The 25,569-nt window shown below is 67.1% G+C and carries 31 protein-coding genes; 16 read left to right on the forward strand and 15 right to left on the reverse strand.

The features are described from left to right. The first annotated feature begins 16 nt into the window (after positions 1-16). Positions 17-529, forward strand: a complete 513-nt coding sequence (locus tag P0652_RS04425) for a TspO/MBR family protein (protein WP_284177561.1) — start codon at positions 17-19, stop codon at positions 527-529. Here P0652_RS04425 and P0652_RS04430 read toward each other — a convergent pair whose 3' ends face one another. The 3 genes from P0652_RS04430 to P0652_RS04440 all read right to left on the reverse strand — a co-directional run bounded on the left by P0652_RS04430 (position 530) and on the right by P0652_RS04440 (position 2,559). Continuing rightward, positions 530-910, reverse strand: coding sequence for a response regulator (locus P0652_RS04430; protein ID WP_284177562.1), 381 nt, complete (start codon positions 908-910; stop codon positions 530-532). It abuts the gene before it with no gap. A 14-nt stretch (positions 911-924) separates the two neighbouring features. Next, positions 925-1,449: a hypoxanthine phosphoribosyltransferase gene (gene hpt / locus P0652_RS04435; protein WP_284178008.1), complete on the reverse strand. Its 525-nt coding sequence runs from the start codon at positions 1,447-1,449 to the stop codon at positions 925-927. 90 nt (positions 1,450-1,539) lie between these two features. Beyond that, entirely contained in the window at positions 1,540-2,559 is a 1,020-nt protein-coding gene (locus tag P0652_RS04440) for a hypothetical protein (RefSeq protein ID WP_284177563.1), read from the reverse strand. A gap of 156 nt (positions 2,560-2,715) precedes the next feature. On the opposite strand from P0652_RS04440, the gene ftsE reads away from it, so the two are divergent. The 4 genes from ftsE to P0652_RS04460 all read left to right on the forward strand — a co-directional run bounded on the left by ftsE (position 2,716) and on the right by P0652_RS04460 (position 5,881). Next, positions 2,716-3,381, forward strand: a complete 666-nt coding sequence (gene ftsE, locus P0652_RS04445) for a cell division ATP-binding protein FtsE (protein ID WP_284178009.1) — start codon at positions 2,716-2,718, stop codon at positions 3,379-3,381. Between the two features lie 3 nt (positions 3,382-3,384). Then, positions 3,385-4,395, forward strand: coding sequence for a cell division protein FtsX (locus tag P0652_RS04450; RefSeq protein ID WP_284177564.1), 1,011 nt, complete (start codon positions 3,385-3,387; stop codon positions 4,393-4,395). Then, positions 4,395-5,024 (forward strand): YdcF family protein, encoded by a 630-nt coding sequence (locus P0652_RS04455; protein WP_284177565.1) that lies wholly within the window; start codon positions 4,395-4,397, stop codon positions 5,022-5,024. The genes P0652_RS04450 and P0652_RS04455 overlap by 1 nt, the downstream gene beginning before the upstream one ends. Positions 5,025-5,107: 83 nt before the next feature. Then, positions 5,108-5,881: a lysophospholipid acyltransferase family protein gene (locus P0652_RS04460; RefSeq protein ID WP_284177566.1), complete on the forward strand. Its 774-nt coding sequence runs from the start codon at positions 5,108-5,110 to the stop codon at positions 5,879-5,881. On the opposite strand, the gene P0652_RS04465 is transcribed toward P0652_RS04460, so the two are convergent. Next, positions 5,824-6,399 carry a gamma-glutamylcyclotransferase gene (locus tag P0652_RS04465; RefSeq protein ID WP_284177567.1) on the reverse strand — a complete coding sequence of 192 codons (576 nt, stop codon included), beginning with the start codon at positions 6,397-6,399 and terminating at the stop codon, positions 5,824-5,826. The genes P0652_RS04460 and P0652_RS04465 overlap by 58 nt on opposite strands. Positions 6,400-6,480: 81 nt before the next feature. On the opposite strand from P0652_RS04465, the gene P0652_RS04470 reads away from it, so the two are divergent. Continuing rightward, positions 6,481-7,506: a DUF2125 domain-containing protein gene (locus P0652_RS04470; RefSeq protein ID WP_284177568.1), complete on the forward strand. Its 1,026-nt coding sequence runs from the start codon at positions 6,481-6,483 to the stop codon at positions 7,504-7,506. 13 nt (positions 7,507-7,519) lie between these two features. On the opposite strand, the gene P0652_RS04475 is transcribed toward P0652_RS04470, so the two are convergent. The 3 genes from P0652_RS04475 to P0652_RS04485 all read right to left on the reverse strand — a co-directional run bounded on the left by P0652_RS04475 (position 7,520) and on the right by P0652_RS04485 (position 10,457). Further along, a complete protein-coding gene (locus tag P0652_RS04475) occupies positions 7,520-8,476 on the reverse strand; it encodes a prephenate/arogenate dehydrogenase family protein (RefSeq protein WP_284177569.1) in 957 nt (318 codons plus the stop codon). Further along, a complete protein-coding gene (locus tag P0652_RS04480) occupies positions 8,473-9,537 on the reverse strand; it encodes a pyridoxal phosphate-dependent aminotransferase (protein ID WP_284178010.1) in 1,065 nt (354 codons plus the stop codon). Before P0652_RS04480 ends, P0652_RS04475 begins: the two co-directional genes overlap by 4 nt. A gap of 80 nt (positions 9,538-9,617) precedes the next feature. Continuing rightward, positions 9,618-10,457, reverse strand: a complete 840-nt coding sequence (locus P0652_RS04485) for a chorismate mutase (RefSeq protein WP_284177570.1) — start codon at positions 10,455-10,457, stop codon at positions 9,618-9,620. Positions 10,458-10,672: 215 nt separating this feature from the next. On the opposite strand from P0652_RS04485, the gene metX reads away from it, so the two are divergent. After that, a complete protein-coding gene (gene metX / locus P0652_RS04490; RefSeq protein ID WP_284177571.1) occupies positions 10,673-11,836 on the forward strand; it encodes a homoserine O-acetyltransferase MetX in 1,164 nt (387 codons plus the stop codon). After that, complete coding sequence (gene metW, locus P0652_RS04495; RefSeq protein ID WP_284177572.1) at positions 11,833-12,459, forward strand: methionine biosynthesis protein MetW; 627 nt, start codon at positions 11,833-11,835, stop codon at positions 12,457-12,459. The genes metX and metW overlap by 4 nt, the downstream gene beginning before the upstream one ends. Here the strand turns inward: metW and P0652_RS04500 are convergent. Beyond that, the gene (locus P0652_RS04500) at positions 12,456-13,193 is read right to left on the reverse strand and encodes a methyltransferase domain-containing protein (protein WP_284177573.1); all 738 of its coding nucleotides are present in this window, start codon (positions 13,191-13,193) and stop codon (positions 12,456-12,458) included. The two genes, metW and P0652_RS04500, sit on opposite strands and share 4 nt — an antisense overlap. A gap of 91 nt (positions 13,194-13,284) precedes the next feature. On the opposite strand from P0652_RS04500, the gene gloB reads away from it, so the two are divergent. Genes gloB through P0652_RS04515 form a run of 3 tightly spaced genes read left to right on the forward strand, consistent with a single transcriptional unit; the run spans position 13,285 to position 15,239 of the window. Next, positions 13,285-14,004, forward strand: a complete 720-nt coding sequence (gene gloB / locus P0652_RS04505) for a hydroxyacylglutathione hydrolase (RefSeq protein WP_284177574.1) — start codon at positions 13,285-13,287, stop codon at positions 14,002-14,004. Between the two features lie 9 nt (positions 14,005-14,013). Then, a complete protein-coding gene (locus tag P0652_RS04510; protein ID WP_284177575.1) occupies positions 14,014-14,484 on the forward strand; it encodes a cupin domain-containing protein in 471 nt (156 codons plus the stop codon). Further along, the gene (locus P0652_RS04515) at positions 14,481-15,239 is read left to right on the forward strand and encodes a GNAT family N-acetyltransferase (protein ID WP_284177576.1); all 759 of its coding nucleotides are present in this window, start codon (positions 14,481-14,483) and stop codon (positions 15,237-15,239) included. Before P0652_RS04510 ends, P0652_RS04515 begins: the two co-directional genes overlap by 4 nt. Before the next feature lie 3 nt (positions 15,240-15,242). Here the strand turns inward: P0652_RS04515 and yddG are convergent, their stop codons facing one another. Next, positions 15,243-16,124 carry an aromatic amino acid exporter YddG gene (yddG, locus tag P0652_RS04520; RefSeq protein WP_284177577.1) on the reverse strand — a complete coding sequence of 294 codons (882 nt, stop codon included), beginning with the start codon at positions 16,122-16,124 and terminating at the stop codon, positions 15,243-15,245. Between the two features lie 502 nt (positions 16,125-16,626). Between yddG and P0652_RS04525 the strand changes: the two genes are divergently transcribed. Beyond that, complete coding sequence (locus P0652_RS04525) at positions 16,627-17,097, forward strand: MGMT family protein (protein ID WP_284177578.1); 471 nt, start codon at positions 16,627-16,629, stop codon at positions 17,095-17,097. 3 nt (positions 17,098-17,100) lie between these two features. Here P0652_RS04525 and phbB read toward each other — a convergent pair whose 3' ends face one another. From phbB to P0652_RS04540, 3 genes are all read right to left on the reverse strand, one after another. Continuing rightward, positions 17,101-17,826 (reverse strand): acetoacetyl-CoA reductase, encoded by a 726-nt coding sequence (gene phbB / locus P0652_RS04530; protein ID WP_284177579.1) that lies wholly within the window; start codon positions 17,824-17,826, stop codon positions 17,101-17,103. A 161-nt stretch (positions 17,827-17,987) separates the two neighbouring features. Beyond that, positions 17,988-18,203: a DUF1737 domain-containing protein gene (locus P0652_RS04535; RefSeq protein ID WP_284177580.1), complete on the reverse strand. Its 216-nt coding sequence runs from the start codon at positions 18,201-18,203 to the stop codon at positions 17,988-17,990. 25 nt (positions 18,204-18,228) lie between these two features. Next, the gene (locus P0652_RS04540; RefSeq protein WP_284177581.1) at positions 18,229-19,404 is read right to left on the reverse strand and encodes an acetyl-CoA C-acetyltransferase; all 1,176 of its coding nucleotides are present in this window, start codon (positions 19,402-19,404) and stop codon (positions 18,229-18,231) included. Between the two features lie 213 nt (positions 19,405-19,617). On the opposite strand from P0652_RS04540, the gene phaR reads away from it, so the two are divergent. Continuing rightward, positions 19,618-20,157 (forward strand): polyhydroxyalkanoate synthesis repressor PhaR, encoded by a 540-nt coding sequence (gene phaR, locus P0652_RS04545; RefSeq protein ID WP_284177582.1) that lies wholly within the window; start codon positions 19,618-19,620, stop codon positions 20,155-20,157. A gap of 122 nt (positions 20,158-20,279) precedes the next feature. Here phaR and P0652_RS04550 read toward each other — a convergent pair whose 3' ends face one another. Beyond that, entirely contained in the window at positions 20,280-22,034 is a 1,755-nt protein-coding gene (locus tag P0652_RS04550; protein ID WP_284177583.1) for an EAL domain-containing protein, read from the reverse strand. Between the two features lie 147 nt (positions 22,035-22,181). Here P0652_RS04550 and P0652_RS04555 point away from each other — a divergent pair, with 147 nt between their 5' ends. Further along, complete coding sequence (locus P0652_RS04555; RefSeq protein ID WP_284177584.1) at positions 22,182-22,478, forward strand: hypothetical protein; 297 nt, start codon at positions 22,182-22,184, stop codon at positions 22,476-22,478. Between the two features lie 107 nt (positions 22,479-22,585). On the opposite strand, the gene rpmF is transcribed toward P0652_RS04555, so the two are convergent. Next, on the reverse strand, positions 22,586-22,771 hold the full coding sequence (rpmF, locus tag P0652_RS04560) for a 50S ribosomal protein L32 (protein ID WP_284177585.1): 186 nt from the start codon (positions 22,769-22,771) through the stop codon (positions 22,586-22,588). 195 nt (positions 22,772-22,966) lie between these two features. Here rpmF and P0652_RS04565 point away from each other — a divergent pair, with 195 nt between their 5' ends. Then, positions 22,967-23,896 (forward strand): polyprenyl synthetase family protein, encoded by a 930-nt coding sequence (locus tag P0652_RS04565; protein WP_284177586.1) that lies wholly within the window; start codon positions 22,967-22,969, stop codon positions 23,894-23,896. A gap of 121 nt (positions 23,897-24,017) precedes the next feature. Beyond that, a complete protein-coding gene (locus tag P0652_RS04570; RefSeq protein ID WP_284177587.1) occupies positions 24,018-24,668 on the forward strand; it encodes an alpha/beta hydrolase in 651 nt (216 codons plus the stop codon). A gap of 15 nt (positions 24,669-24,683) precedes the next feature. On the opposite strand, the gene P0652_RS04575 is transcribed toward P0652_RS04570, so the two are convergent. Further along, positions 24,684-25,493, reverse strand: a complete 810-nt coding sequence (locus P0652_RS04575) for an HpcH/HpaI aldolase family protein (RefSeq protein WP_284177588.1) — start codon at positions 25,491-25,493, stop codon at positions 24,684-24,686. Positions 25,494-25,569 lie beyond the last annotated feature (76 nt).

Below are 25,569 nucleotides of genomic sequence, written 5' to 3' on the forward strand. Positions count from 1 at the left end.
CCGCGAAAGGTCCATCATGCGTGATCCGCATCTCCATCCGGCGCTGAGTGCCCGCTCTGCCCTGCTGCTGCCGGTGGCGCTTGTTCCGCCGGTCATGGCGAGCATGCTCGGCTCCTACCTCACGGCCGGGGCGCTGATCAGCTGGTATCCGCAGCTGGTGAAGCCGTTCTTCACGCCGCCGAACCTCGCTTTCCCGATCGCCTGGACGTTCCTGTTCGCGCTGATGGCCATGGCTTTCTGGCGCATCCTCCGCGCGTTGCCGGAACAGGGGGCGAAGGGCAAGGCGATCGCTGCCTTCCTTATCCAGCTCGTCTTCAATGTCGGCTGGTCCTGGGCGTTTTTCGGCCAGCGCTCGCCGGTTCTCGGGCTGGTGGCGGTCAGCCTGCTCTTCGTGTCGATCGCCGTGACAATCCGCGTTTTCAAGCCGCTCGACCGGGCCGCCGCCTTCGCGCTCTATCCCTATCTCGCCTGGGTAGCCTTCGCGGCCGCGCTGAATGCGGCCATCGTGATCCTCAACCCGGGCGCGTGATCAGCCGCCGAGGCCGCGTCGTTCCAGCACGGTGCGAATGGCGGCGCGGAACTCTGCCAGCGGGAAAGGCTTGGTCAGCACATCCTCGACCAGCCCTTCCAGCTCCCGGGCGCGCTCGCGCTGCTCGGCATAGCCGGTCATCAGCACGACGGGAAAACCGGGGCGCTCGGCCGCGACGCTGAGCGTGAGGGCGATGCCGTCCATCACCGGCATCCGGATATCCGAGATCATCAGGTCGAAGCCGATATCCGCATGCGCGAGCTTGTCGAGGGCATCCGCGCCATCGGTGGCTTCGGCCACGTGATGCCCGTCAAGTTGCAGCGCGCGCACAAGCGGCGCCCGCACGGAGGGTTCATCATCGACCAGCAGGATCCGGGCCATGGCATCTCCTCCGGTCAGTTGCGGGGCTCGACCATGCCGACAAACGGCAATTCGCGGAACTTGTGGGCCACGTCCATGCCATAGCCGACCAGGAACTTGTCCGGCGCCTGGAACCCCACGAAATCGGCCGTGAACTGCACGGCGCGCGGAACGGGCTTCTCGATCAGCACCGCCGCCATGACACGGCGGGCGCCGCGCGCCGACAGGAGGTCCTTGGCGAAGGCGAGGGTCCGGCCGGATTCGAGGATATCGTCGATCAGCAGCACGTCACGGTCGGTGACCTGGTTGTCGATATCCTTGATGATCGTGACCTGGCCCGACGAGGCCATGCCGGAATGGTAGCTGGCGAGCTGCATGAATTCCACGCTCGGTGCCATGCCGACGCGATGCAGCGCGCGGACGAGATCGGCCGCGAAGATGAAGGAGCCGCGCAGGATGGCGATGACCAGCAATTCGCGGGGCTCGGCATCGCGGATCTCGGCGGCAAGGGCCTCGATCCGCTGGCTGATGGCGGCCTCGTCGAACAGGACATGGATCATATGGTCGTCGTCACCGGCCAGAACGGTGCCGGGAGGAAGGGGAGTCGCGGACAAGAAGACCTCGGTTATGACAATGCGTGCCGCCGGCGATCAGCGGATTGCGGCGACGATATCGTCTTTCGCGACAAAACGCACCATCACCGAATGCGATTCGGCGGGCGGGCTGGCCAGCCGCCGGCGGAAGGTGGTCGATTCGCCGGGCGCGAGTTCGGGCTGGTCGGCCGTGGCGGTCCAGACGTAGATTTCCTGGCCGTTCGTCGAGCGGATCGAGAGCCGCATGACCGGGATCTTCTGCACGGATTTCGACAGGTTGGCGATGGTGCCGGTGACTTCCAGCGTCTCGAGCCCGTTCTCCCGCGAAAGGCGCGAGCGGACATTGTCGATATCGAGCAGGTGCTGTTTCACGCCGAGGCCGATCGCAGCGAAGAGCGGTGCCGTCTGCGGGAAGAGGCGAACGGTCTCGTGCCGGAGGATGCCGAGCATGGCCAGCGAGCCGATGCCTGCAGCCAGAACGATGCCGGTCATCGAGGTCCGACCGGCTTTCGCCTCATGGCGGTGATGGGCCTCCGCTGCGGCAAGGCGGCGGTTGCGACGGTTCGCCCGGCGATCGGGTTCGTCCTCCGGGCCGGCTTCTGCCGCTCCGGCAGGCGCCAGTCTTTCCGCCAATTCTTCCGGCACGCGGATCGGCTCGTCGAAACCGGCGGGCGCTTCTTTCGCGGCTGCGGACATCGGGTCCGCCGTATTCCGTGCAAGCGGGGCCGGGCTGGCTTCTTCGGCGAAAAGTGCCTCAAGTTCCTCGGGCGAGATCGCGCGTTCCTCGGCCGGGTTCTCGGCGGGAAGCCCAAAATCCATCGCGTCGATCGCGGCCTGGTCGAGTGCCGGCGCATCTTCGGCTTCGGGTTCGGCCTTTACTGCGGCCGCGCGGAATTCCGGCGGATTGATCTTCAGGTCAAGCGACGGGATGATCGTGCGCTTCTGCGGCGAATCCGGGTCCGTGGCTTCCCAGACCATGCGGCATTCGGCACAGCGGACCTTGCGGGGGCCCTTGGCGAAGAACGAGCCTTCCAGATCATGGAGGGTGTCGCATTGGGGACAGCGGATCAACGCCATGGGATTGTGAGGCTCGCGCATGAACTGGGGGGTTCACGGGATGTGCTCCCCCCTGCTATTCCTCGCTGATGAGCGTTAAGGGCAGGTAAAACCGTGGTCCAGAACATCGATTCCGGGCCGAATCCGGCGCAAAATCCCGGGGATTCTTCCGAATCGCTGGAGCTTGTGCGATTCGAGAATGTCGGCCTGCGCTACGGGATCGGGCCGGAAATCCTGCGCGACCTCTCCTTCTCGATCCCCTCCCATTCCTTCCAGTTCCTGACGGGCCCTTCCGGCGCCGGCAAGACGACGTTGCTGAAGCTGATCCTGCAGACGCTGAAGCCGACGCGCGGCCGGGTGACCCTGTTCGGCAATGCCGTCAATGCGATCGACAAGGCGGAACTCGCGCGGCTGCGGCGCCGGATCGGCATTGTCTTCCAGGATTTCCGCCTGCTCGACCATCTGACGACCTACGAGAATGTGGCGCTTCCGCTCGTCGTTCAGGGGCGCGAGGAGGCGAGCTACCGGGCGGAGGTGATCGAACTCCTGAAATGGGTTGGCCTCGGCGACCGGATGCATGTGCCGCCGGTCATCCTGTCGGGCGGGGAGAAGCAGCGCGCGGCGATTGCCCGGGCGCTGATCGTGCAACCGCAGATGCTCCTGGCCGACGAGCCGACCGGGAATGTCGATCCCTCGCTGGCGCGCCGGCTGCTGCGCCTGTTCATCGAACTGAACCGCACCGGCACCGCCATCGTGCTCGCCACGCACGACCTGCAGCTGATGGATCTGGTGGATGCGCGGCGAATGGTCCTCGCCGAGGGGCACCTGCACATCTATGATTGAGCGATGAGCGCCGAACCGGATATCCAGGCAGGAGAGGCTCCGCGGCCGGGCTTCGGACGGGCGCTGGACGCTTTGCGCCGGCAGGCCGGCGCCCTGTTCAGCGCGCCGGGGCGGGGCGAGGCGCTGTCGCCCGTGCTGCCGGCCCGCTCGATTGCCGGACGGGCCCTGGTGCTCGTCATTGTCATCATGACCTTCCTTGCCGGGGTCACGGCCGGCGCCGTCCATCTCATCGCCGATGCCTCGCGCGGCTGGTCGAACGACCTGTCGCGCGAGGTGACGGTGCAGGTCCGGCCGCTGCCCGGGCGCGATATCGAGGCCGATATCAAGGAGGCGGCCGAGATCGCCCGCCGCACGCGCGGGATCGAGGCGGTCCGGATCTTCGCCCGCAGCGAGGCCGAGAAGCTGCTCGAACCCTGGCTCGGGGCCGGGCTCGACCTGTCGGAACTGCCGGTGCCGCGGCTGATCGTGCTGAAGCTGGCTTCGGGGGCGGCACCGGATTTCGTGGCCCTCAAGGCCGCTTTGGCGGAGCGGGTGCCGAATGCCGGGCTCGATGATCACCGGCTCTGGCTTGGCCGGCTCAAGCTGATGGCGGATTCCCTCGTGGTGATCGGGCTCGTCATCCTTGCGCTGGTGCTGGTGGCGACAGGGCTCGCCGTGGCCTTCGCCACACGCGGCGCCATGGCCGGCACGGCACATATCATCGACGTCCTGCATCTTGTCGGGGCGGAGGACCGCTATATCGCGCGCGAATTCCAGCGCCATTTCCTGCGGCTCGGCCTCCGGGGCGGGCTGGCCGGCGGGATGCTGGCGGTGTTCTTCTACCTCTTCATCTCGCTTTCGTCCGAGCGCTTCGCCTCGACACCGGGGGCGGAGCAGGTGGAGGCCCTGTTCGGCCGGTTCAGCCTGCCGATGGGCGGCTATGTCTCGGTGCTGCTGATCGGGCTCATCGTCTCGGCGGTCACGGCGATCGTCTCGCGGGTCACGGTCTACCGTACGCTCGAGGGGCAGGACTGATGGCCACCGGTCCGGGAGGGCGGTGGCGTCTGCTGGCCGGGCTGGCCCGCTGGACCTTCCGCCTTGCGCTGCTCGGCGCGGCCTGCCTGGTTTTCGGAACGATCCTCTTCGCGGCGCGGCTCGACCGGCGCGAGCCGGTGGCCCTGAGTCCGGCCGAGGGAATCGTGGTGCTGACCGGCGGCGCCGATCGCATCCTCGACGGGCTCGGCCTTCTCGAGAGAAGGCTCGGGGAAAGGCTGTTCATATCCGGCGTCAATGCACAGACCAGGGCCGAGACGCTGAAGCGGCAATGGCCGGGCCGGGATGCCCTGTTCGCCTGCTGCATCGATCTCGATTTCCGGGCGCGCAACACCTATGGCAATGCCATCGAGACGCGGAACTGGGTTCAGCGGCACAGCTTTTCCTCGCTGATCCTTGTGACTGCCAGCTACCATGTGCCACGGGCGCAGCTCGAATTCGCGAGCGCCATGCCGCATGTGGCGCTGCAGGTCTATCCGGTCGTGCCGGAGGCCTCGCGCATCAATCGCTGGTGGCAGGAGCCGGTGCTGACGCGCATCCTCGTGCTCGAATTCGTCAAGTATACCGCCGCGCGGGTGCGCATCCTCGTCGGGCTGCCCGGCCGGTCGTGACGCGACTCCCTTGCCGGAGGGCGGGCATATGGGGCAGGAAGATCACTCGCGCCCGCCGCCTTCCTCCCATCCGGGGTTTCACCGTGCCGCTGATCATCCTCCGCTCTGTGCTGTTCCACCTGCTCTTCTACCCCTATTGCGCGTTCTGGTTCATCCTGGCCATCGGCACCTGGCCGTTTCCGCCTGGCCTTCTCATGGCCACGGCCCGCGGCTGGGCGCGCGGTGCGATCTGGCTTCATGCCATCACCACCGGGGCGCGGTTCGAGTTTCGCGGCCTTGATCGAATCCCTGCCGGCCCGCTTCTTGTGGCAGCCAAGCATCACAGTGCCTGGGAGACCATGGCGCTCCTGCTGCATGTGCCCCATGCGACCTACATCCTGAAGCGCGAGTTGCTGCGCCTGCCGCTGTTCGGCTGGCACCTGCTCAAGGCAAAGCAGATCCCGATCGATCGCGGCCAGCGCCAGCAGGCCCTGGCGAAGATGCAGGTCCATGCACGCGAGGCGGTGGACCGTGGCGCGCAAATCATGATCTTCCCCGAGGGGACGCGGACGAAAGTCGGCGCGCCGCCGGATTACAAGTTCGGCGTGGCGCGGATGTATGCCCAGCTCAACGTGCCCTGCGTGCCGGTGGCGCTCACTTCGGGCCTGGCCTGGCCCCGCAACACCCTTCTTCACTATCCGCGCCGGATCATCGTGGAATATCTCGATCCGATCCCGGCCGGACTGCCGCCGGAGGTTTTCTTCGAGCGGCTGAAGGCGACGATCGAGGACAATACCAACCGCCTGCTGGCGGAGGCCGGCTATACCCCGACCAGCGGGTCGGAGCGCAACGCTTCGCCCAGCCAAGCCAGTGCGTGATCGCGGATGCCCAGTTCCTCGATCGAGGCGAGGGTGTTCAGCACATAGTCACGGCATGAGCCGGAAAGGCCATGGCCCTGCAGGACGAGTTCGAGCAGGCGGGCATGGTCAAGCCCGCGCGCATATTGCGGGTGCTTCCGGTCCACCAGATAGGCGAGAGCCTTCACCTGCCGGCCATCGACCAGGCGGATCGGGCGGAACACCTCGCGATAGACCTTGTTGAGCTGTTCGCGCTCGGTCAGATAGGCATAGGTGGCCTCGACCTCGGATGCGGCCACGCGGAAGGCGATGCCCTGGCAGGCGCCGCCATGGTCAAGCCCGAGCACGAGGCCGGGCGCTTCCACCGTGCCGCGATGGCGCACCGAATAGACGCAGAGCGCCCGATGGGCGCCGCGCAGCAAGGCCGGGATGCGTTCCACATGGGCGAAGCCGGGCCGCCACATCAGCGAGCCGTAGCCGAAGACCCAGAGGTCCTGCCCGGCGATCTCGGTGGCGATTGACGAATTTGCGTGCGACACGATATCGGGTTTCAGGCGGTGGATCCGGCTGGCCAGCCCAGACGGTTCAGCAGGACGGGTTTACCGGAACAGGATCGAGACATGGCCGAACATATCGTCCCGCCCGGGGAATCAAAGCGTTTCCGTGCGGGTCTCTACCTTCCCTTCATCGGCATGGCCAGTCTTTGCCTGATCTGGACCGGAATCTGGTTCTTCAGCGCCAATCGCGCCGAAGCGATCGCAGAGGCCTTTATCGCGCGCGAGGGTGAGCGCGGGCGCGAATGGGTCTGTCCGAACCGCTCGATCGGCGGCTATCCGTTCCGGATTGTCATTTCCTGCGTCGAGCCGCGGCTTGTTACTGTCGAGCCGGATGGCCTCCGGCGCGAGGGCCGGCTCGGCTCGCTCTCCCTGCATGCCCGCATCCTTTCGCCCGGGCATTTCATCGCCATTCTGGGGGCGCCTTTCGTCGCGCGCGAGGGCGAAAGCGGCATGATGGAGATCGGCTGGACCTCGGCCCGGGCGAGCCTGCGGGCCGGGGCGGAGAGCATCACCGAGGCCTCCGTGGAGATTGTCGGCCCGACCCTCGCTGCCGGCGCGCCGCAGCAGCTCGACATCCGCGCGCTGGCCAAAGGCATTGACCTCCATATGCGCCGCTCGCCCGGCAACGTTGCCGGGACCGATCTCGTCGCCCTCGTGCAGGACCTGACCTTTGCCCCGCTCGATCATCTCGCCGGCACGAAGGATCCGATCCGGATGGAATTCCAGGCAACCGCGCCGGGGCTTGTGCCGGATCCGCGCGCCCGCTTCCAGGACGTGCTGGAGGCCTGGCGCCTCGGCGGGCAGAAAGCGCGGGTGATCGTGCTGAAAGCCAGCAAGGGCCCGGCCGTGATCGACCTTGCCGGCGAGATCGGCCTTGACGAGGCAAGGCGGCCGGAAGGCAACCTGCAGGGCCGCGCGCGCGGGCTCGACGGGTTGCTTGGCTCGCTGACGCGGCGGGGCGGGGTGGATATGGGCGGCCTGCTCGGCCGGCTGAGCGGCGGGCAGGGCATGCCGATCGCGCTCAGCCTCGAACGCGGCCGGATGCGGTTCGGCCCGTTCCCGATCGCCGAACTGGCGCCGCTCTACTGAGCCATGGCCGGCCTCAGCCGGCAGGCTCCTTCGGGGCGGCAAGGCCGGCATGGCGGCCGAAATCCGGCGCTGCGGTTTCCTGCCCGGAGGCGATGATGCCGCGCCGGATTGCCCGGGTGCGGGTAAAGAGCGCGTGAAGCCCCTCGCCATCGCCCCAGCGGATCATGCGCTGGAGCGCGGCGAGATCCTCGTTGAACCGGCCGAGCATTTCCAGCACCGCATCCTTGTTGGTGAGGAACACATCCCGCCACATGGTCGGGTCGGAGGCGGCGATGCGGGTGAAGTCGCGGAAGCCGCCGGCCGAGAACTTGATGACCTCGCTCTCGGTCACGGCTTCCATATCCGCTGCCGTGCCGACGATGTTGTAGGCGATGAGATGCGGCACATGCGAGGTGATGGCGAGGACGAGGTCATGGTGCTCGGGCGTCATGATCTCGACATTCGAGCCGAAAGCACTCCAGAGCGCACGAACCCGCTCGATCGCCACCGGATCGGTGCCGGCCGGCGGGGTGAGGATTGACCAGCGATTGGCGAAGAGCTCCGCAAAGCCGGCATCCGGGCCGGAATGCTCCGTCCCGGCGACCGGATGAGCCGGCACGAAATGCACGCCTTCGGGGAGATGCGGGGCAATATCGCGCACGACGGCGCCCTTGACCGAACCGACATCCGAGACGATGGCGCCCGGCGCGAGATGCGGGCCGATCAGCTCGGCAATCGCCGCATTGGCGAGGACCGGCACGCAGAGGATGACGAGATCGCAGCCCGCGACGCCGGCGGCGGCATCGCCGGTCACGGTATCGGCGATGCCGAGTGCGGTGACGCGCGCCTGCACCGCGGCGTCACGGTCAATTGCCACGATCGTGCGCGCGCTGTCCGACTGGCGGAGGGCGCGGGCGATCGAGGAGCCGATCAGCCCGAGCCCGACAATGCCGACACGCTCGAAGGGCAGGCTCGTCACGGCAGCCGTCATGACAGGGCTTTCGCCGCGTCCTTGCCGAGGAAGCCGGCCAGGGCCGCCACGACGGCGCGGTTTGATTCCTCGTTTCCGATGGTCAGGCGGAGGGCGCCGGGCATGCCATAGGCGTCCATCCGGCGCAGGATGATGCCGCGCTCGGTGAGGTACGCATCGGCATCGGCGGCGCCCTTGCCGGCTTCCTTCGGGAAATGGACAAGCACAAAATTCCCGACGGAAGGCGTGACCTCAAGGCCAAGGCTTTCCAGCGCAGCCGTCATTTTTTCGAGCCAGAGATTGTTATGCGCCACCGCCTTGTCTTCGTGGGCGGCGTCTTCCATCGCGGCCACGCCTGCCGCGATGGCCGGGCCGTTCATGTTGAACGGGCCGCGGATGCGGTTCAGCACGTCGATGATGGCCGGCGGGCCATAGAGCCAGCCGATACGCAGGTTGGCGAGGCCATGGATCTTCGAGAAGGTCCGCGTCATCACGACATTCTGGCTGGTGGCGACCAGTTCCAGCCCGGAGGCATAATCGTTCCGACGGACATATTCGGCATAGGCGGCGTCGAGCACGAGCAGGATATCGCCGCGCAGGCCGGCATGCAGCCGCTTCACCTCGTCGAAGGGCAGGTAGGTGCCCGTCGGGTTGTTCGGATTGGCGAGGAAGACCATGCGCGTCCTCGGCGTCACCGAAGCGAGGATGGCATCGACATCGGCCGTGTGGTTCTTCTCCTTCGCGATGACCGGCGTGGCGCCGGCCGCCAGCGTGGCGATGCGGTAGACCAGGAAGCCATATTCCGAATAGATCGCCTCGTCGCCGGCGCTGAGATAGCCATAGGCGAGCAGCGAGAGCAGCTCGTCCGAGCCGGCGCCGCAGAGGATGCGGCCGGCATCGAGGCCATAGCGGGCGGCAATGGCCTGGCGCAGCTTCTCGGCACTGCCATCGGGGTAGAGTTCAAGGCTGGCGCCGGCGGCGCGGAAGGCCTCGATCGCGCGGGGGCTGGGGCCGAGCGGCGTCTCGTTGCTGGACAGCTTGTGCAGCTTCACCCCCGCGGGCGCCTTGCTCTTGCCCGGCATATAGGCCTGGATTTCGAGAATGCTCTGGCGGGGCTTGGGAACAGCGGTCACGGCCTTCACTCCTTCAGGGATGCGCAGGATCAGGACCCGCTGCCGAGGCGAAAGCGCCGGGCATGGCAGCCGATCTCGATATAGCGCGACGGCGCGCATTTCGCCCCTTCCAGCGCGTCCGTCAATCCTTGTGCGGAGACTTCCGCCGGATGGGCGATCAAAAGATTGGCGCCATTGGCATCGCCGGCCGAGGCAACCAGTTCCGCGCCGAGCGCGGCAAGGGCCTCCAGTGCCGGCTGGCGCCAGCGTTCCGCCCGGACCGAGGCGAGGATGGTCTCGCGGGCGAGGCCCTCCTTCTGCGGCCGGGCGATCACGAAGACCGGCAGGCCGACCGGGTGGTCCGCCCGCTCGGCGAAGGGCAGGCGCGCGATGATTTTCGGCGCGGCCGGGTGTTCCAGCCCTTTCCACCAGGCGCCGAGCGTGGCGGACTGGTCGATCCGGAACATGCCAAGATCACCCAGCGAGGCCGCCACGGCCGCGATCACCGCGCGGGAATCCTCTGCCGGCACGAAGGGCACGGTGAAGCCGAAATGGAAGCGCATGCTCTCGCGGATGGCGACATCGCCCCCCGAGAGATCGGCATGGACGCGATAGGGCACCTGCGTGAAGGTCGAGGTGGCAACGATGACGCGCCAGATATTCTCCGGCGCGTCGATCGGCCAGCGTCCCGGCGCCTTCAGCACGATGCGGCGCATCAGGTCGGCCTCGCGATCGGGGCGGAAGGCCGAGCCGGTATCGCCGGCCGCGTTCTTGGCTGCGATCACCTGGCCGACAATCTCGCCGCGCTCGACAAGGGCGGCATGGATCACGCCGTCGATCCGGTCAATCTCCTGGCGCAGATGGGCGAGCGGCGGCGCGGCAGCGGACATGGACTTCCTCCCCTTGCCGGCCGTGACAGGGCCGGCGGACTTGCATAAGGCCTCTCCTGTTGCATAAGGCGTCTCTTGCCGGCAGAGCAAGCGGGCGGGCGATGCGGGGAAGACATCCTACCCTCTTGTTCGTTTATTCGAACGATATTATCCTTTAAACAGGAATAGTCCGGAAAATCGAATTTTCCGACCGACGGGAGCAGGGCAGCCAGCGCATGAACCAGCGCCATCACGAAGCGGATGAACCGCATTCCCTCGTCCTGCGCCTCGGCGCGGACGCGCCGCTGGTGCTTGAATCCGGCGCCAGCCTCGCGCCGGTGCAGATCGCCTACCAGACCTACGGCACGCTCAATGCCGACCGGACCAACGCCATCCTCATCTGCCATGCGCTGACGGGTGACCAGCATGTTGCCAATGTCCATCCTGTGACCGGCAAGGCCGGCTGGTGGATTTCCATGGTCGGCCCGGGCAAGCCGATCGATACGGATCGTTTCTTCGTCATCTGCTCGAATGTCATCGGCGGCTGCATGGGCTCGTCCGGCCCGGCCTCGACCAATCCGGAGACGGGCGAGGCCTTCGCCACCGGCTTTCCCGTGCTCACCATCTCGGACATGGTCCGCGCGCAGGCCCGGCTGATCGACCATCTCGGCATCGAGACGCTGCTCGCCGTGGTTGGCGGTTCGATGGGCGGGATGCAGGTTCTGGCCTGGGCGTCGCTCTTCCCGGACCGCGTGTTCGCGGCGATGCCGATCGCGTCGGCCGCCAAGCATTCGGCCCAGAACATCGCTTTCCATGAAGTGGGCCGGCAGGCGGTGATGGCCGATCCGGAATGGCGGCGCGGCCGCTACCAGCAGGAGGGCGCGCGCCCGGTCAAGGGCCTTGCCGTGGCGCGGATGGCGGCGCATATCACCTATCTCTCCGAGCCGGCCCTGCAACGGAAATTCGGGCGCAAGCTGCAGGACCGCGAGGCGCCGACCTTCTCCTTCGATGCGGATTTCCAGGTTGAATCCTACCTGCGTCACCAGGGGATTTCGTTCGTCGAGCGGTTTGACGCCAATTCCTACCTCTACCTGACCCGGGCCATGGATTACTTCGACCTCGCGGCCGATAATGGCGGCTCGCTCGGCGCGGCCTTCCGCAACACGCGGACGCGGTTCTGCCTCGTGTCCTTCACCTCGGACTGGCTGTTCCCGACAGCAGATAGCCGGCAAATCGTCCATGCGCTCAACGCGGCCGGCGCTTCGGTCTCCTTCGTCGAGATCGAGAGCGACAAGGGCCATGACGCGTTCCTGCTGGAAGAGCCCAACCTTTTCGCGACGACGCGCGGCTTCCTCAACGCCGCCGCGAGCGCGCGCGGCATTCCCGGAGGTGCGGCATGAGCAGCGAAGCCCTGCGTTCCGATTACCGCCTCGTCTCCGAAATGGTCCGGCCCGGCACGCGGGTGCTGGATGTCGGCTGCGGCGACGGCGAGCTGCTGGCCTTCCTGGCGCGCCACAAACAGGTCGATGCACGCGGCATCGAGATCTCGCGCGAGGGCGTCGCGGCCTGCGTGGCCAAGGGGCTGGCGGTGATCCAGGGCGATGCCGATACCGACCTTGCCGATTACCCGGATGATTGCTTCGACTATGTGATCCTGTCGCAGACGATCCAGGCGACGCGGAACCCGAAGATCGTGCTCGAGCAGATGCTCCGGATCGGCCGGAACGCCATCGTCTCCTTCCCGAATTTCGGGCATTGGCGCATCCGCACCCACCTGATGTTCAATGGCCGCATGCCGGTGACGGAGAACCTGCCGGACAGCTGGTACAACACGCCGAACATCCATTTCTGCACGATCCGCGATTTCGTCGCGCTGGCCGACGAACTGCAGGCGCGGATCGTCCGGGCGGATGCGCTCGATGCCGCCGGCAAGCCGGTGGGCGTGAAGATGCCGTGGTGGTTCTGGAACATGATGGGCGAGCAGGGAATCTTCTGGCTCGCCCGGCAGGGGGACCGGACCTAGCCGGCCGCCGTGCCGCCGCTTGGCACGAGGATCGGCTGGAGCAGCCCGCGCACCCGCGCGGCCTTGCCGGAAAGTGCGGGGCGATAGACCTGCTTGGTCGCCTCCACGAGATAGACGCCGCCGAAGGGCAGCGGCAGGCTGGTGCCCAGCCGCTCCCAGGCCAGCGCCGTGCGCAGGAAAAACCCGCGCTGGATCGGCGGCACGAACAGCGCCTCGTCCCAATGGGTGGGCGTGAACAGGGCCTGGCGCAGCAATTCGGTCACCTGTCGCTTCGAGAAGGGCTGGCCATGGCCGAAGGGCGTCGTGTCCTGCCGGGCCCAGGGGCCGCGACGATTCGGCACCACCAGCATGACATGGCCGCCTGGCGCCAGGATCCGCCAGATCTCGCTCATCAGGGCGGCGGGATCATCCGAGGTTTCCAGCGCATGGATCATCAGCACGCGGTCCACCACCTGGTCGCGCAGGGGCAGGTCGGTGCCCTCGACGAGGCTGACCGCCGAGAGCTGGCCCGGCGGCCAGGCGATGATACCCTGCCGTGCGGGCATGAAGGCGATGGTGCGTTCGGTGCCGGTGCGCAGGGTGTCGAGATAGGGCGTCGCATAGCCAAGGCCGAGCAGGGCGAGCCCGGCGAGATCCTCCCAGCGCTGCCGGACCCGGCGCAGGATCATCTCCCGCGCAACCGTGCCGAGCGGGCTGCCGTAGAAGGATTTCAGATCGACGACATCGAGTTGCATGATTACGAATGGTTTATGATAAGGGACGGCGAAGCCGTGACGCTCAAGCATTGCCAGAGCGGGACGGACCTGTCGATGAGGGATTGGACGCGTGGATATCGAACTGTTTCTGTGCCGGTCGGACAATTACGGCGTGCTGATCCGCGATCCTGCCACAGGCAAGGTCGCGGCGATCGATGCCCCGGATGCCGGGGCGATCGAGGCGGCGCTGAAGCGGCGGGGCTGGACGCTTGATCTCATCCTCGTGACACACCAGCATGCCGACCATATCGACGGCATCCCCGCCCTTGTCGCCACGCATGGCGCCATGGTGATCGCGCCGGCGCTGGCGCGCGAGGCCGTGCCGCAGGCCTATCGCTATGTCGGCGAGGGGGACACCGTCGAGGTCGGCGCACTGAAGGCGGCGGTCTGGCATGTTCCAGGCCATTGCGAGGACCATGTCGCCTATCATTTCGCTGGCGATGGCGTGTTCTTTGCCGGCGATGTCCTGTTCGCGATGGGCTGCGGCCGGGTGCTGACATCGACCATCGAGAAGCTGCATGCCTCGGTGATGCGGATCGCCGCGCTGCCGGAGGAAACGCGCGTCTATTGCGGGCATGAATACACGCTCTCGAATGCCCGTTTCTGCGCCCATATCGCTCCGGAGAACGAGGCCATCGCCGCCCGCCTCGCGCAGGTCGAGGCGCAGCGCGCGGCGGGTGACTTCACGCTGCCGACGACGATCGGCGCGGAGCGGGCGACGAATGTGTTCGTCAGGGCGAAGGACCTCGCGGAATTCGCCGCCCTGCGCGAAGCCAAGAACCGGTTCTGAGGGGCGGGCATGTCCGACGGTAGCCAGACGGTGCTCACCGCACGCGCGATCATTGCCCAGCTCGGGCTGCAGCCGCACCCGGAAGGCGGGCATTTCCGAGAGACGTTCCGCGATCCCGATGCCGATGCGGCGGGGCGCTCCGTCGGCACGGCAATCTATTACCTGCTCGAGGCGGGCGAGGTGTCGGAATGGCACCGCGTCGATGCGGCCGAGATCTGGCATTACTATGCCGGCGCGCCGATGGTCATCACGATCAGCCCGAACGGCCATGATGCGGTGGCGCAGCATCTCGGCCCGGTGCTCGAGGCAGGCCAGCGGCCGCAGATCATCGTGCCGAAGGGCCATTGGCAGAGCGCGACCTCACTGGGCGCCTGGACGCTTGTCGGCTGCACCGTCGCGCCGGGCTTCACCTTCGACGGGTTCGAGATGGCCCCGCCGGACTGGCGGCCGACCCCGCGCAAGCCGGGAGGCCGGGCATGAGCGCGGCTTTGTTCGGGGGCCTCGGCGATGTGCAGGCCTGCGAGGAACGTCTGATCAATTGCTGGCCGAGCCACCAGACCGTGCTGGTGGGAGACTGGCTCTGCCGGTTCGCGAAGGGCTATTCCGGCCGCGCCAATTCCGCCTGCTGCGTCAAGCCGGCCAGCAATCTCGATTCCGAGACCCTGCGGCATATCGAATGCCTCTACAATGCGGCCGGCCTGCCGCCTTCGATCCGGCTCTCGCCGCTGGTCCGCCCCGCCGTGATGCGGATGCTGGAACAGGATGGCTATGCGGCCGAGGATGGCTCGATCGGCATGATCGGCGACGTCCTGCCCGGGGAAATCCCCTCCGGCCTCAAGCTTGAAACGCTGCCGGCGGCTGACTGGCTGGAAGGGGCCTGCCGCTGGCAGAGCGGCGCGAAGCGCGATGTGCAGGCCCTGCAGGGTATTGTCAGCAATATCCGCGTGCCGACCCGCTTCGCCACGCTGGTCGAGGATGGCGAGCCGGTGGGTTATGCGCTGGTTTCGGTCGATCGCGGCATGGCGGAATTCGGATCGGTCATGGTCGACCCGGAAAAACGCGGCAAGGGCCATGGCCGCCGGCTGGTGGCGGGCATTATTGCCTGGGCGCACCAGGCCGGGGCGAAACGGATGTTCCTGCAGGTCGCCAGCGAAAACGAGGTGGCGCAGGGGCTCTATGGCTCGCTGGGTTTCGTGCCGGTCTATTCGGCCGCCTACTGGCGTCGGAAGCGCTGAGGTTCAGCGCGGCCTTGCGATCACCGCGCCGCCGACGATGAGCAGGCATGCCAGGGCGAGAGGCCAGCCGGCTTCGGCCCGGCCCGCCGCGACCAGCGCCAGCGTCGAGATGACCGGCGCCGCATAGGAGGCCGTGCCGAGGAAGCGGATATCGCCCTTCTTCATCCCGATATCCCAGAGGAAGAACGCCGCACCGACCGGGCCGAGCCCGAGCGCGACGATCGCCATCCACGCGCCCGCACCCTGCGGCAGGCCGGCCGGTTCCAGCGCGAGATGGGCGAGGCCGGCGAGCAGGGCCGTCACGAGGCAGTTGCCGACCACCGCTTCTGTCGGCACCTCGGCGAAGCGGCGCGAGAGCACGGAATACCCGGCCCAGAGGAAGGCGCAGGTGAGGGCCAGCCCGTAGCCCAGCCAAGGAACCGCCGCACCGGCGCCGATCCCGCCTTTGGCGAGGGCCAGCAGCAGCACGCCGGCAAACCCGGCAATCGCGCCGAAAACCGGGCGCATTCCCAGCTTCTCGCCCGGCAGCAGGCCGGAAAACAGCACGATCAGCAGCGGCCAGAGATAGGCGATGAGGCTCGCCTCGGCCGGAGGCGCGGATTTCAGCGCGGCGAAATAGACCGCATGGTAGCCGAAGAGCCCGCCCACGCCGAGCGCCCAGGCGCCGGCTGGCTGGCGCAGCCGGCCGAGCTGTCCGCGCAGGGCCAGGACGATGAGGCCGAGCCCGCCGCCGATCGCAAAGGTCAGCGCCGTGAGCAGGAAAGGCGGCACGCCGGCTGTCGAGGCCGTCAGCAGGGCGAGAAGGCCCCAGAGCAGGATGGCGCCGAGGCCGGCCAGAGTGGGGAGGGAAAGGGCCGGTTTGGCCGCACGATCAGGCTTGGTCATGACGGAGGGGATACGCGCGCCGCTGCCGGCTGAAAAGCCCGGCGCGACAGAAAATGTCGCGGCAGCGTACGCCCCTGTGCGTCCTGGGCTGAAAACCGAAAATGTTTCAGAGGCGTGGGATTTTCCGTGCCCGCCCGGAGCGGCCGGTTTTCCCCGGAACCCGGGACGGGGTTATTCTCGCTGCATTGCCGCAGGATCAGGGCCGGATCCGGACCGTCCCTCCCTGCGGTAAACGGCGGGGGAAGCCGCGAGATCTCGCAGCCCCCGCCGGAACGGGGTTCCGCCCTGCCTTCCGGGCCGGTTCACGCCCACCCCCTCCCATTGTCCGAACTGGCGACGAGGCCAGCGGAACCCCGCTTTCCTTCCCTATCCGCGCGGCGGGAGCCGGCGCGGCTTTCGGTGCTCAACCGGAGATAGAAATCAGCGCCCGAAAGGCCCGTTGTCCGGACGCCGCCTTCGCGGCAGGATCGGCGCGATTCAGAGAAATCCGGCAGGAGGAGCCATGGCGAGATCAGCAATCGAGCAGATGCAGAAGGAACGGCGGCCCAAGCGGGTCGATACCCTGCCCGAGGGCGTCCGGCATTGGGGCCCGCCCGGCGCCTCGATGATCGTCTCGACCCCGCGCGAGGTCGATGCCATTCTCCGGCAGGTGCCGCCCGGCCGAGTCACGACGCTCGACGATATCCGCCACTGTCTCGCGCGCCGGCACGGCACGACCATCGCCTGTCCGGTCTCGACGGCGATCTTCATCGGTCTTGCCGCGCGGGCGGCGCTGGAAATGCGGGAGCTGGGGGCGGAAGCCGTGACGCCGTTCTGGCGGGCCCTGCGCGCGGACGGGGCGCTGAACCCGAAATATCCCGGCGGGATCCGGCTCCAGGCGGCCTTCCTCGAAGCGGAAGGCCATCGGATCGGGCAGAAAGGCAAGACCAGCTTCTTGGTGGACCACGAAGCCGTTCTTGCCGATCTGGCCTGAGCCTCAGCTCATCAGCTGGCCGCCATTGGCGGAGAGGGTCGAGCCGGTGATGAAGCCGGCTTCGTCTGCAGCGAGGAACACCACCGCGCGGGCGATTTCCTCCGGCTCGCCGAGGCGGCCGACCGGGATCTGCGGCAGGATGGCCTTTTCCAGCACGGCCGGATCAATCGCGCGGACCATCTCGGTGGCGATATAGCCGGGGCAGATCGCATTGACGGTGATGCCGGCGCGGGCGCCTTCCTGGGCGAGGGCCTTGACGAAGCCGATATCGCCGGCCTTGGCGGCGGAGTAATTCACCTGGCCCATCTGGCCCTTCTGGCCATTGACAGACGAGATGCAGATTACGCGGCCGAACTTGCGGGCGCGCATGCCTTCCCAGACCGGGCGCGTCATGTTGAACAGCGAATTGAGGTTGGTGTTGATGACGCCATACCATTGGTCCTTCGTCATCTTGTGGAACATGCCGTCCTTGGTGATGCCGGCATTGTTGACCAGCACGTCGACCGGGCCGAGCTCGGCCTCGACCTTCGCCACGCCGGCGGCGCAGGCATCGAAATCCGAGACATCCCATTTGTAGGTCGGGATGCCGGTGTCCTTCGTGAAAGCCGCTGCGGCTTCGTCATTGCCGGCATAGCTGGCCGCCACCGTGTATCCCGCCGCCTTGAGGGCCTTCGAGATGGCGGCGCCGATCCCGCGCGAACCCCCCGTAACCAATGCTACCCGTGCCATGATGTTCCTCCTCGAACGCTGCGGCCTTTTTTGCTGCCGGTTCTTCGCGCCCGGACAGCGTCTGGTTGGTGCGACGGGCAGGCCGGCCCTTGCGGGAAGGCCCCTCGCCGATGAGAAGGGCGGGGTTGCCCCCGCCCGGTCGTTCTGGCGGGATTTTCCGCCTATTCGGATTTCAGATCGAGATCCGGCGAATAGCCACCGGCCCTGACCTTGATGATCGCCTGGCCTGCGATGACCTGCTTGCGCCCGGCATCGTAGGTCAGGCTGGGGCTGCCATGCAATTGCCAGCCCCGGCTGAGCGCTTCGCTGACGCGATCACAGAAACTGGCATCATCCGGTCCGGTCAGGAAGCGATACAGCGTTGTCGTCTTTTCCATTCAATCTCCTGAAAAATATAAGTAATCAACGCTCGACGCACATGGCGACGCCCATGCCGCCACCGATGCAGAGCGTCGCGAGACCCTTCTTGGCCCCCCGGCGCTGCATTTCGAAAAGCAGGGTATTCAGGATGCGGGCGCCCGAAGCCCCGATCGGATGGCCGATGGCGATGGCGCCGCCATTGACGTTCACGATGGAGGGGTCCCAGCCCATATCCTTGTTGACCGCGAGCGCCTGCGCCGCGAAGGCCTCGTTGGCCTCGACCAGATCGAGATCCGACACCTTCCAGCCGGCCTTTTCCAGCGCCCGGCGGGAAGCGGGGATCGGGCCCGTGCCCATGATGGCCGGGTCGACGCCGCAGGTGGCCCACGAGACGATCCGGGCCAGCGGGGTGATGCCGCGGCGGGCGGCCTCCTCCTCGCTCATCAGCACGGCGGCGGCGGCGCCGTCATTGATTCCCGAGGCATTGCCGGCGGTGACGGTGCCATCCTTCGAGAAGGCCGGCTTCAGCTTGGCCATGCCGTCGAGCGTGGCGCCATGGCGGGGATATTCATCGGCCTCGACCACGATGTCGCCCTTGCGGGTCTTCACGGTCACGGCGACGATTTCGTCCTTGAACTTTCCGGCCTTCTGGGCGGCCTCGGCCTTGTTCTGCGAGGCCACGGCGAAAGCATCCTGCTCGTCGCGGGTGAGCTGCCATTTGGCGGCGACATTCTCGGCCGTGGTGCCCATGTGATAGCCGTGGAAGGCATCGAGCAGGCCGTCCTTCAGCATCGAGTCGAGCATCTTCATGTCGCCCATCTTGGTGCCGGCGCGCAGATAGGAGACATGCGGCGACAGCGTCATGGATTCCTGCCCGCCGGCCACGATGATCCGCGCATCGCCATTGGCGATCTGCTGCATGCCGATCGCCACGGTGCGCAGGCCCGAACCGCAAAGCTGGTTCAGCGCCCAGGCGGTCTTTTCCTGGGGAATACCGGCGGCCATCGCCGCCTGGCGGGCCGGGTTCTGGCCCTGGCCGGCCGAGAGAACCTGGCCGAGAATCACTTCGTCGACTTCCTCGCCGGAAACCTTGGCGCGGTCCAGTGCGCCCTGGATGGCGAGGGCACCGAGCTGGTGCGCGGGCATTTCGGCGAAAGCGCCATTGAAGGACCCGACGGGGGTCCGGGCCGCGCTCGCGATGACAATCGATTTCGACATTTGGCTCTCCTCGCCTCGTTTTGGCCCGACCTGATCATCAGGCTACGGGCTTGACTGTTCCCTCTATCAGACTTGCCAAGAAACTATCGTCAAGCCAGAAACAAGAGTAAGAAGGGCATACGAACGTTGCGTTTGCGTGATAGGTGCCGCCTGGGCCACTATGTTCGCAGAGCGAGTGCGTGGCGTGGCGCAGAACCGGCACAGGGAGACGGCATGGCGGAGCAGGGCTCGAAAGAACCGACGGTCATCAAGAAATACGCGAACCGGCGCCTCTATCATACGGGCACCAGCTCGTATGTGACGCTGGAGGACCTGGCGCTTATGGTCCGCCAGGGCGAGGAATTCCAGGTGACCGATGCGAAGACGGGCGAGGACATCACCCGCTCCGTACTGACGCAGATCATCTTCGAGCAGGAGAACAAGGGCCAGTTCCTGCTGCCCATCGCGTTCCTGCGCCAGCTGATCCAGTTCTACGGCGACAACATGCAGGCCTTGGTGCCACGCTATCTCGAATTCTCCCTCGGCCAGTTCATGGCCGACCAGCAGAAGCTGCGTGAGCAATTCGCCAAGGGCTTCGGCACCAATGCCTTCACGGCCAGTGCGTTCGGCCAGAACCCCATGGCCGCGGCCATGGAGGAGCAGGTACGCAACAACATGGCGATTTTCCAGGAGGCCATGCGGGCCTTCACGCCCTTCGCCGCCGGCAAGCCCGGTGAGGCGGAGGCCGACCCGGCCCGCAAGAAGGGCAAGTAAGGCGTTCGCGCGGCCCTGTTGATCGCGCCCGGCGCCCCGAACCCGGCCTCGGGCTGCCCTCTCCACCAGGGGGAAAGGCGGCGGCGCGAATCAATGGCGGCTGACGGGGCTGGCCCTCGCCTTCAGGCGAGGCGCCGCGCCGGCGCTTCGGTTTTCCGGGCGGGCATGCCATCCATCGCCGTGCCGAGGAAATCGCCCTGCAGGTATTCGACCCGCCAGGAGGTGAGCAGCGAGGCTGTCTCCTCGTCCTGCACCCATTCGGCGACCGTCTCGATCTTCAGGTGACGGGCGAGCTGCAGCAGGGTCTGCACAAAGAACCGGTCATCCGCCGAGCGGGCGAGATTCTTGATGAAGGTGCCGTCGATCTTGAGGATGTCGATCGGCAGCAGGCGCATGTTGCGGAACGAGGTATGGCCGGCACCGAAATCGTCGATGGCGACGCGGGCGCCGCATTCCTTGATCCCCTCGATCAGGCTGCGTGCCGCATTGATATCCTCGATGAGCGAGGTCTCGGTGATCTCCACGATCAGGCGTTCGGCGACACTGCGATCCAGCGCGATCTGTGCGCGGAAGGCGGCCATCCAGTCATGGTGGAGAGCGGTGTCGACCCCGACATTGAAGGTGAGGGTGATGTCCGGCCGCTCGCGCAGCGTCTCGATGGCGAGTTCCATCACGCGGTGGTCGACGAGATGCAGGAAGCCGAGCCGTTCCGCAACAGGCACGATCTGCGAGGCGCCCAGCCATTCGCCCTCGGGCGTGACCATGCGCACGAGCGATTCGTACATCGCGATATCGCCGGTCTTCGAGGACACGATCGGCTGGAAGGCGAGGCGGATCCGGCGCTCGTTCAGCGCCGAGAGGACGAGATCGGTCGATTCGCGGTTGGTCGAGCGCTGCGAGGCAATATCGGGATTGCGGGAGAAGGCCACGAAGGTGGTGTCGCCGCGCTCGCCCGCATCGGTCAGGGCTTCCTCGCAGGCATGGAGGGCTTCCATCGTCGTCTTCGCTTCCAGCGGAACGGCGACGCCGCCGATATGGACCGAGACCGAAATCGATCCGGCGCTGGTCTCGATCGGCTGCGAGCGGATGCCCGAGGCGAGGCGGTTGGCCACGAAATCCATGTGTTCGGCCAGGCTGGGCGCGAGGATCAGCCCGATCTTGTTGGTGGCGTAGCGGCCGAGCGTATCGCGGCGGCGGATCATGCCGCGCAGGCGCCGGACGATCGCAGCGATGACTTCGTCACCGACCTGGTAGCCATATTGCCGGTTCAGCTGGGCAAGGTCGTTGATGGCCACCATCAACAGCACGAGGCCGCGCGTATCCTTCGCGGTGCCGTCGATCGCATGGGCGAGGGCGTTGCAGAAATCGGCGCGGGTGAGGGCGCCGGTCGCGGGGTCGTAATGGCGTTTGGTCACCAGCGCCATCTCCTCGGCGGTCGGCGCGAGGATGCGCCGGCAGACGCCGTGGACGAGGCGGGGCCGTCCGGCTTCGTTCGCGAACCAGCGGCCGCTATCCTCGATCCAGAACCGGGTGCCCGGCGCGGGGTTCACAAGGTAGCGGGCGGAGAAATTGACGCCTGTGCCGGGGTCGCGGCCTTCGCTCTCGAAGATCTCGGCATGGCGGGAGGCGGGGCTCGCCTGGTCGACCAGCGTTGCGAAGACGGTGCCGGTGCTGAGTGGCGCGAGATCCCGGACACCGAAGATCCGCGCCGCATCGACGCTCCAGGTCACGTGGTCGGTCTCGATATTCCAGGAATAGGTCGCCTCGCCGAGATCGGTACCGGCATGGGCCACATCGAAGCCGCCGGTGGCGGCCTCCGGTGACAGTTCCGCGGCTGGGTCGGCGGGATCCGGCCGAAGGCCATTCTGCGTGTTCATGTGCCGGTCCGGCCCCTGCTCAATCCCGATATCGCGCAGCATGGCCGTCAACGGGCCGGAACCGCAGCGATGGAACTATGCCGACCAAGGGTAAAGGTTTGGCTAAGCCGGGCGCGTCGCTGGCATGGCCCTTGCCGGTGTTGGGGCATGAGCACGATCAAAGCCCTCGTTCCGTATCATTCTGAAACATTCGGCCGCCAGAGCGGGCAGAACCCGTCCCGCGATGGCCAGGGGCAGGCGCCGCGCCAGCCCCGTGCCCCGCGCGAGGAAAGGCGCCAGCCGGCCTTCCTTGTCCAGATGCTGGTCGGCGGCGATGCCGACCTGCGCAAGGCGCTCGGCCGGCGCGATCTCGCCGAGCAGCGGCTGAACGCCTATGGCTCCGCGCTGGCGAGCCGGCCCTCGGCGCGGCCGCTCTCGTTCCTGCGGCTCGTCGAGACCGTCTGAACGGGCCGGCCGGGACCCTGCCGGGCACACGAAAAGACCCGCAGCGAGCAAACGCTGCGGGCTGGATTTCGAAAACGCCGCGTCACGACCCCTTGCGGGGCGGAACGTCAGGCCTGGGTCTTCGGAGTCAGAACCTGGCGGCCGCGATACATGCCGGTCTTCAGGTCGATGTGATGCGGGCGGCGAAGTTCGCCGGAATTCTTGTCCTCGATATAGCTCGGGGCGCTCAGCGCATCGGCCGACCGGCGGTGGCCCTGCTTCATGCGCGAGACTTTCTTTTTCGGAACAGCCATTTTCTCAACTCCTGCGGATGTCCGCTTGGCGGACCTGCCAGATTTTCGATCCGGGATAATCGTGAAGCGCGGTCCATAATCGCTTTCGACGGGAAAAGCCAGCCCAAAACGTCATGCTTGTTGCCGTGGCGGATTCGCGCTTAATCGGAACGGGGCCGGATCCGCCCGGAATGTCTCGCCAGCCGGAAGTATCGCATGACCGAAACCGACGCCATCCTCTCCGCCCTTGCCGGCCGGCTCGACAGCCATGCCCGCGCGGTCGATGCCTGCCTTGCCGGCTGGCTTGACCGGCCGGGCCGGCCGCCGCGCCTGGTCGCGGCGATGCGCCATGCCGCCTTTGCCGGCGGCAAGCGGATGCGGCCCTATCTGGTGCTGGAATCGGCCCGGCTCTTCGGCGTGACCGGCGAGGCCCCGCTGCAGGTCGCGGCCGCCCTGGAAGCGATTCATTGCTATTCGCTGGTCCATGATGACCTGCCCTCGATGGACAATGACGACATGCGCCGTGGCCAGCCGACGGTGCATCGCGCTTATGACGAGGCGACCGCGATCCTTGTGGGGGATGGCCTGCTGACGCTGGCTTTCGAGATGGTCGCCTCGGACCATGTCGCCCTGCCGCCGGCGGTGAAGGTGGGCCTTGTCTCCGCCCTGGCCCGGGCTTCCGGCATTGACGGCATGGTCGGCGGGCAATTGCTCGATCTCGCGGCGGAAGGCCGGTTCGAGGCCGAGCCGAAGCCACTGGACCTTGCGGCGATCCGGCACCTTCAGGCGCTGAAGACCGGCGCGCTGATCCGATTCGCTGTCGAGGCCGGGGCGCTGATGGCGCCGGAGGCGACACCGCAGCAGCGTGACGCGCTGACCCGGTATGGCGAGGCTCTGGGCCTCGCCTTCCAGATCCGCGATGACCTTCTCGATGTCGAGGGTGATGCCGCCCTGGTGGGAAAGGCCGTCGCCAAGGATGCTGCCGCCGGCAAGGGCACCTTCGTCAGCCTGCTCGGCATCGAGGCGGCCCGGAGCGAGGTGGAGCGGGTCAGCGCCGGCGGCATCGCGGCTGTCGAGGCGGTATTCGGCGCGGTGGCGGAACCGCTGGTCGCGCTCATGGTGTTCAACCAGAACCGCCGTCATTGACAGATCTGCCGCCGCGCCGGTGCCATGCGCCTGACCCGGTGATGCCGGCCTCTTGCGCGCCGCGCTGTCTTCGGCGAAGGGAGAGCATGCCCGCTTCCGGGATTGCTTGCCGAGGTCTGCCATGCCCCGCCCGCTTGATGGTCCGCGCCTGAAGCCGAAATCCGGCACGACGCGTTCGCTGGTCGTGTTCCTGCACGGCTATGGTGCGGACGGGAATGACCTGATCGATCTCGGCCAGAGCTGGGCCGATCTCCTGCCCGATACGGCCTTCGTCTCGCCGCATGCCCCCGAGCCCTGCGGCATGGCCCCGACCGGCCGGCAATGGTGGCCGCTGACCATGCGCGATCCGTCCGAACGCTGGCGCGGCTGCCAGCAGGCCGGGCCCGATCTTGCGGCCTTCCTTGACCAGGAGCTTGCCCGGACCGGGCTCGCGCCCAACCGGATGGCGTTGGTCGGGTTCAGCCAGGGCGCGATGATGGCGCTGCATGTCGGGCTGCGCCGCGCCGCGATGCCGGGGGCGATCATCGGCTATTCCGGCCATCTCGTCGGACCGGAGCATCTCCAGGCCGAGGCCAAGGGCAAGCCGCCGATCCTGCTCGTCCATGGTGACCGGGACGAGATCATCCCGGTCGATGCGCTGTTCGATGCGATGGACCAGCTCGGCAAGGCCGAGATTCCCTGCCAGTGGCATCTCTCCGTCGGCACCGCCCACGGGATCGATGCCGGCGGCCTGCATCATGGCGGGCTCTTCCTCGCGCAGAACCTGCGCTGAGGCGGGGCGGCGGGCTCAGTAGCCCGAGCCCTTCCCGGCGGCAGGCAGGCCGAGCTTCGCCTTGGCCAGTTCCTGCCGGCCGGCGAGGCGCAGCAGGATCTGATCCTGCCCGATCGAGAGCAGGTGATACCCGCGCTGGGCGAGTTCGGCTGCCCGCGTGCCGTCCATGCAGAAGGCGCAGGCGAGCTTGCCGCGCGCTCGGGCCGAGGCCGCGACGCGGGTCAGTGCCTCGTCGACCAGCGGATGGGCGGCATCGACGGTTTCGCCACCGGTCAGGGTAATGGAAAGATCGGACGGGCCGACCAGTACGCCATCAATCCCCTCGACCGCGAGGATATCGTCGAGGGCGGCGAGCGCCTCCTTGGTCTCGATCATGGCGATGGCGAGCGTGAAGCCATTGGCGCCGTGCAGATGTTCGATCGGCGCGGTGCGGGTGAGGTTGGCCGCGCGGGCCGGCCCCCAGGAGCGGGCGCCCTTCGGCGGGTATTTCACATAGTCCACAAAGGCCTTCGCATCGGCCGTCGAATTGATCATCGGGGCGATGATGCCGGCGGCGCCCCAGTCAAGAAAGCGGGCCGCCTCGGCGAACTGGCCGACGCCGATCCGCACCATCGCGGCGGCGCCATGGGCATGGGCGGCGAGGATTCCGGCCTGGATCGACGAGAAATCATGGAAGCCGTGCTGCCAGTCGAGGACGGCGCAATCGAAGCCTTCGCGCAGAAGGGCCTCGATAATGGCGGGATCGCGCATGCCGGACCAGGCGCAGAAGGAGGCAGGGCCGGCATGGAGGCGCCGGGCGAAGGAGAGGATCGGGTTGGCAGACATGACGGCGTCCAGGTTCGGTCGATCCGGGCGAGTGCAGGCGCGCTGGCCGTGATCGGGAAGGGAGGGCAGCAAAAAG

This window comes from Rhabdaerophilum sp. SD176, from assembly GCF_030143245.1.
Taxonomy (GTDB): Bacteria; Pseudomonadota; Alphaproteobacteria; order Rhizobiales; family Beijerinckiaceae; genus Rhabdaerophilum.

Excerpts from the sequence above, each read along its gene's own strand:
- P0652_RS04425 (WP_284177561.1), top strand. The coding sequence starts at position 17 with ATGCGTGATCCGCATCTCCATCCGGCGCTGAGTGCCCGCTCTGCCCTG.
- P0652_RS04430 (WP_284177562.1), bottom strand. The coding sequence starts at position 910 with ATGGCCCGGATCCTGCTGGTCGATGATGAACCCTCCGTGCGGGCGCCG.
- hpt (WP_284178008.1), bottom strand. The coding sequence starts at position 1,449 with ATGATCCATGTCCTGTTCGACGAGGCCGCCATCAGCCAGCGGATCGAG.
- P0652_RS04440 (WP_284177563.1), bottom strand. The coding sequence starts at position 2,559 with ATGGCGTTGATCCGCTGTCCCCAATGCGACACCCTCCATGATCTGGAA.
- P0652_RS04450 (WP_284177564.1), top strand. The coding sequence starts at position 3,385 with ATGAGCGCCGAACCGGATATCCAGGCAGGAGAGGCTCCGCGGCCGGGC.
- P0652_RS04455 (WP_284177565.1), top strand. The coding sequence starts at position 4,395 with ATGGCCACCGGTCCGGGAGGGCGGTGGCGTCTGCTGGCCGGGCTGGCC.
- P0652_RS04470 (WP_284177568.1), top strand. The coding sequence starts at position 6,481 with ATGGCCGAACATATCGTCCCGCCCGGGGAATCAAAGCGTTTCCGTGCG.
- P0652_RS04475 (WP_284177569.1), bottom strand. The coding sequence starts at position 8,476 with ATGACGGCTGCCGTGACGAGCCTGCCCTTCGAGCGTGTCGGCATTGTC.
- P0652_RS04480 (WP_284178010.1), bottom strand. The coding sequence starts at position 9,537 with ATGCCGGGCAAGAGCAAGGCGCCCGCGGGGGTGAAGCTGCACAAGCTG.
- P0652_RS04485 (WP_284177570.1), bottom strand. The coding sequence starts at position 10,457 with ATGTCCGCTGCCGCGCCGCCGCTCGCCCATCTGCGCCAGGAGATTGAC.
- metX (WP_284177571.1), top strand. The coding sequence starts at position 10,673 with ATGAACCAGCGCCATCACGAAGCGGATGAACCGCATTCCCTCGTCCTG.
- metW (WP_284177572.1), top strand. The coding sequence starts at position 11,833 with ATGAGCAGCGAAGCCCTGCGTTCCGATTACCGCCTCGTCTCCGAAATG.
- P0652_RS04500 (WP_284177573.1), bottom strand. The coding sequence starts at position 13,193 with ATGCAACTCGATGTCGTCGATCTGAAATCCTTCTACGGCAGCCCGCTC.
- P0652_RS04510 (WP_284177575.1), top strand. The coding sequence starts at position 14,014 with ATGTCCGACGGTAGCCAGACGGTGCTCACCGCACGCGCGATCATTGCC.
- P0652_RS04515 (WP_284177576.1), top strand. The coding sequence starts at position 14,481 with ATGAGCGCGGCTTTGTTCGGGGGCCTCGGCGATGTGCAGGCCTGCGAG.
- yddG (WP_284177577.1), bottom strand. The coding sequence starts at position 16,124 with ATGACCAAGCCTGATCGTGCGGCCAAACCGGCCCTTTCCCTCCCCACT.
- P0652_RS04525 (WP_284177578.1), top strand. The coding sequence starts at position 16,627 with ATGGCGAGATCAGCAATCGAGCAGATGCAGAAGGAACGGCGGCCCAAG.
- phbB (WP_284177579.1), bottom strand. The coding sequence starts at position 17,826 with ATGGCACGGGTAGCATTGGTTACGGGGGGTTCGCGCGGGATCGGCGCC.
- P0652_RS04535 (WP_284177580.1), bottom strand. The coding sequence starts at position 18,203 with ATGGAAAAGACGACAACGCTGTATCGCTTCCTGACCGGACCGGATGAT.
- P0652_RS04540 (WP_284177581.1), bottom strand. The coding sequence starts at position 19,404 with ATGTCGAAATCGATTGTCATCGCGAGCGCGGCCCGGACCCCCGTCGGG.
- phaR (WP_284177582.1), top strand. The coding sequence starts at position 19,618 with ATGGCGGAGCAGGGCTCGAAAGAACCGACGGTCATCAAGAAATACGCG.
- P0652_RS04550 (WP_284177583.1), bottom strand. The coding sequence starts at position 22,034 with ATGAACACGCAGAATGGCCTTCGGCCGGATCCCGCCGACCCAGCCGCG.
- P0652_RS04555 (WP_284177584.1), top strand. The coding sequence starts at position 22,182 with ATGAGCACGATCAAAGCCCTCGTTCCGTATCATTCTGAAACATTCGGC.
- rpmF (WP_284177585.1), bottom strand. The coding sequence starts at position 22,771 with ATGGCTGTTCCGAAAAAGAAAGTCTCGCGCATGAAGCAGGGCCACCGC.
- P0652_RS04565 (WP_284177586.1), top strand. The coding sequence starts at position 22,967 with ATGACCGAAACCGACGCCATCCTCTCCGCCCTTGCCGGCCGGCTCGAC.
- P0652_RS04570 (WP_284177587.1), top strand. The coding sequence starts at position 24,018 with ATGCCCCGCCCGCTTGATGGTCCGCGCCTGAAGCCGAAATCCGGCACG.
- P0652_RS04575 (WP_284177588.1), bottom strand. The coding sequence starts at position 25,493 with ATGTCTGCCAACCCGATCCTCTCCTTCGCCCGGCGCCTCCATGCCGGC.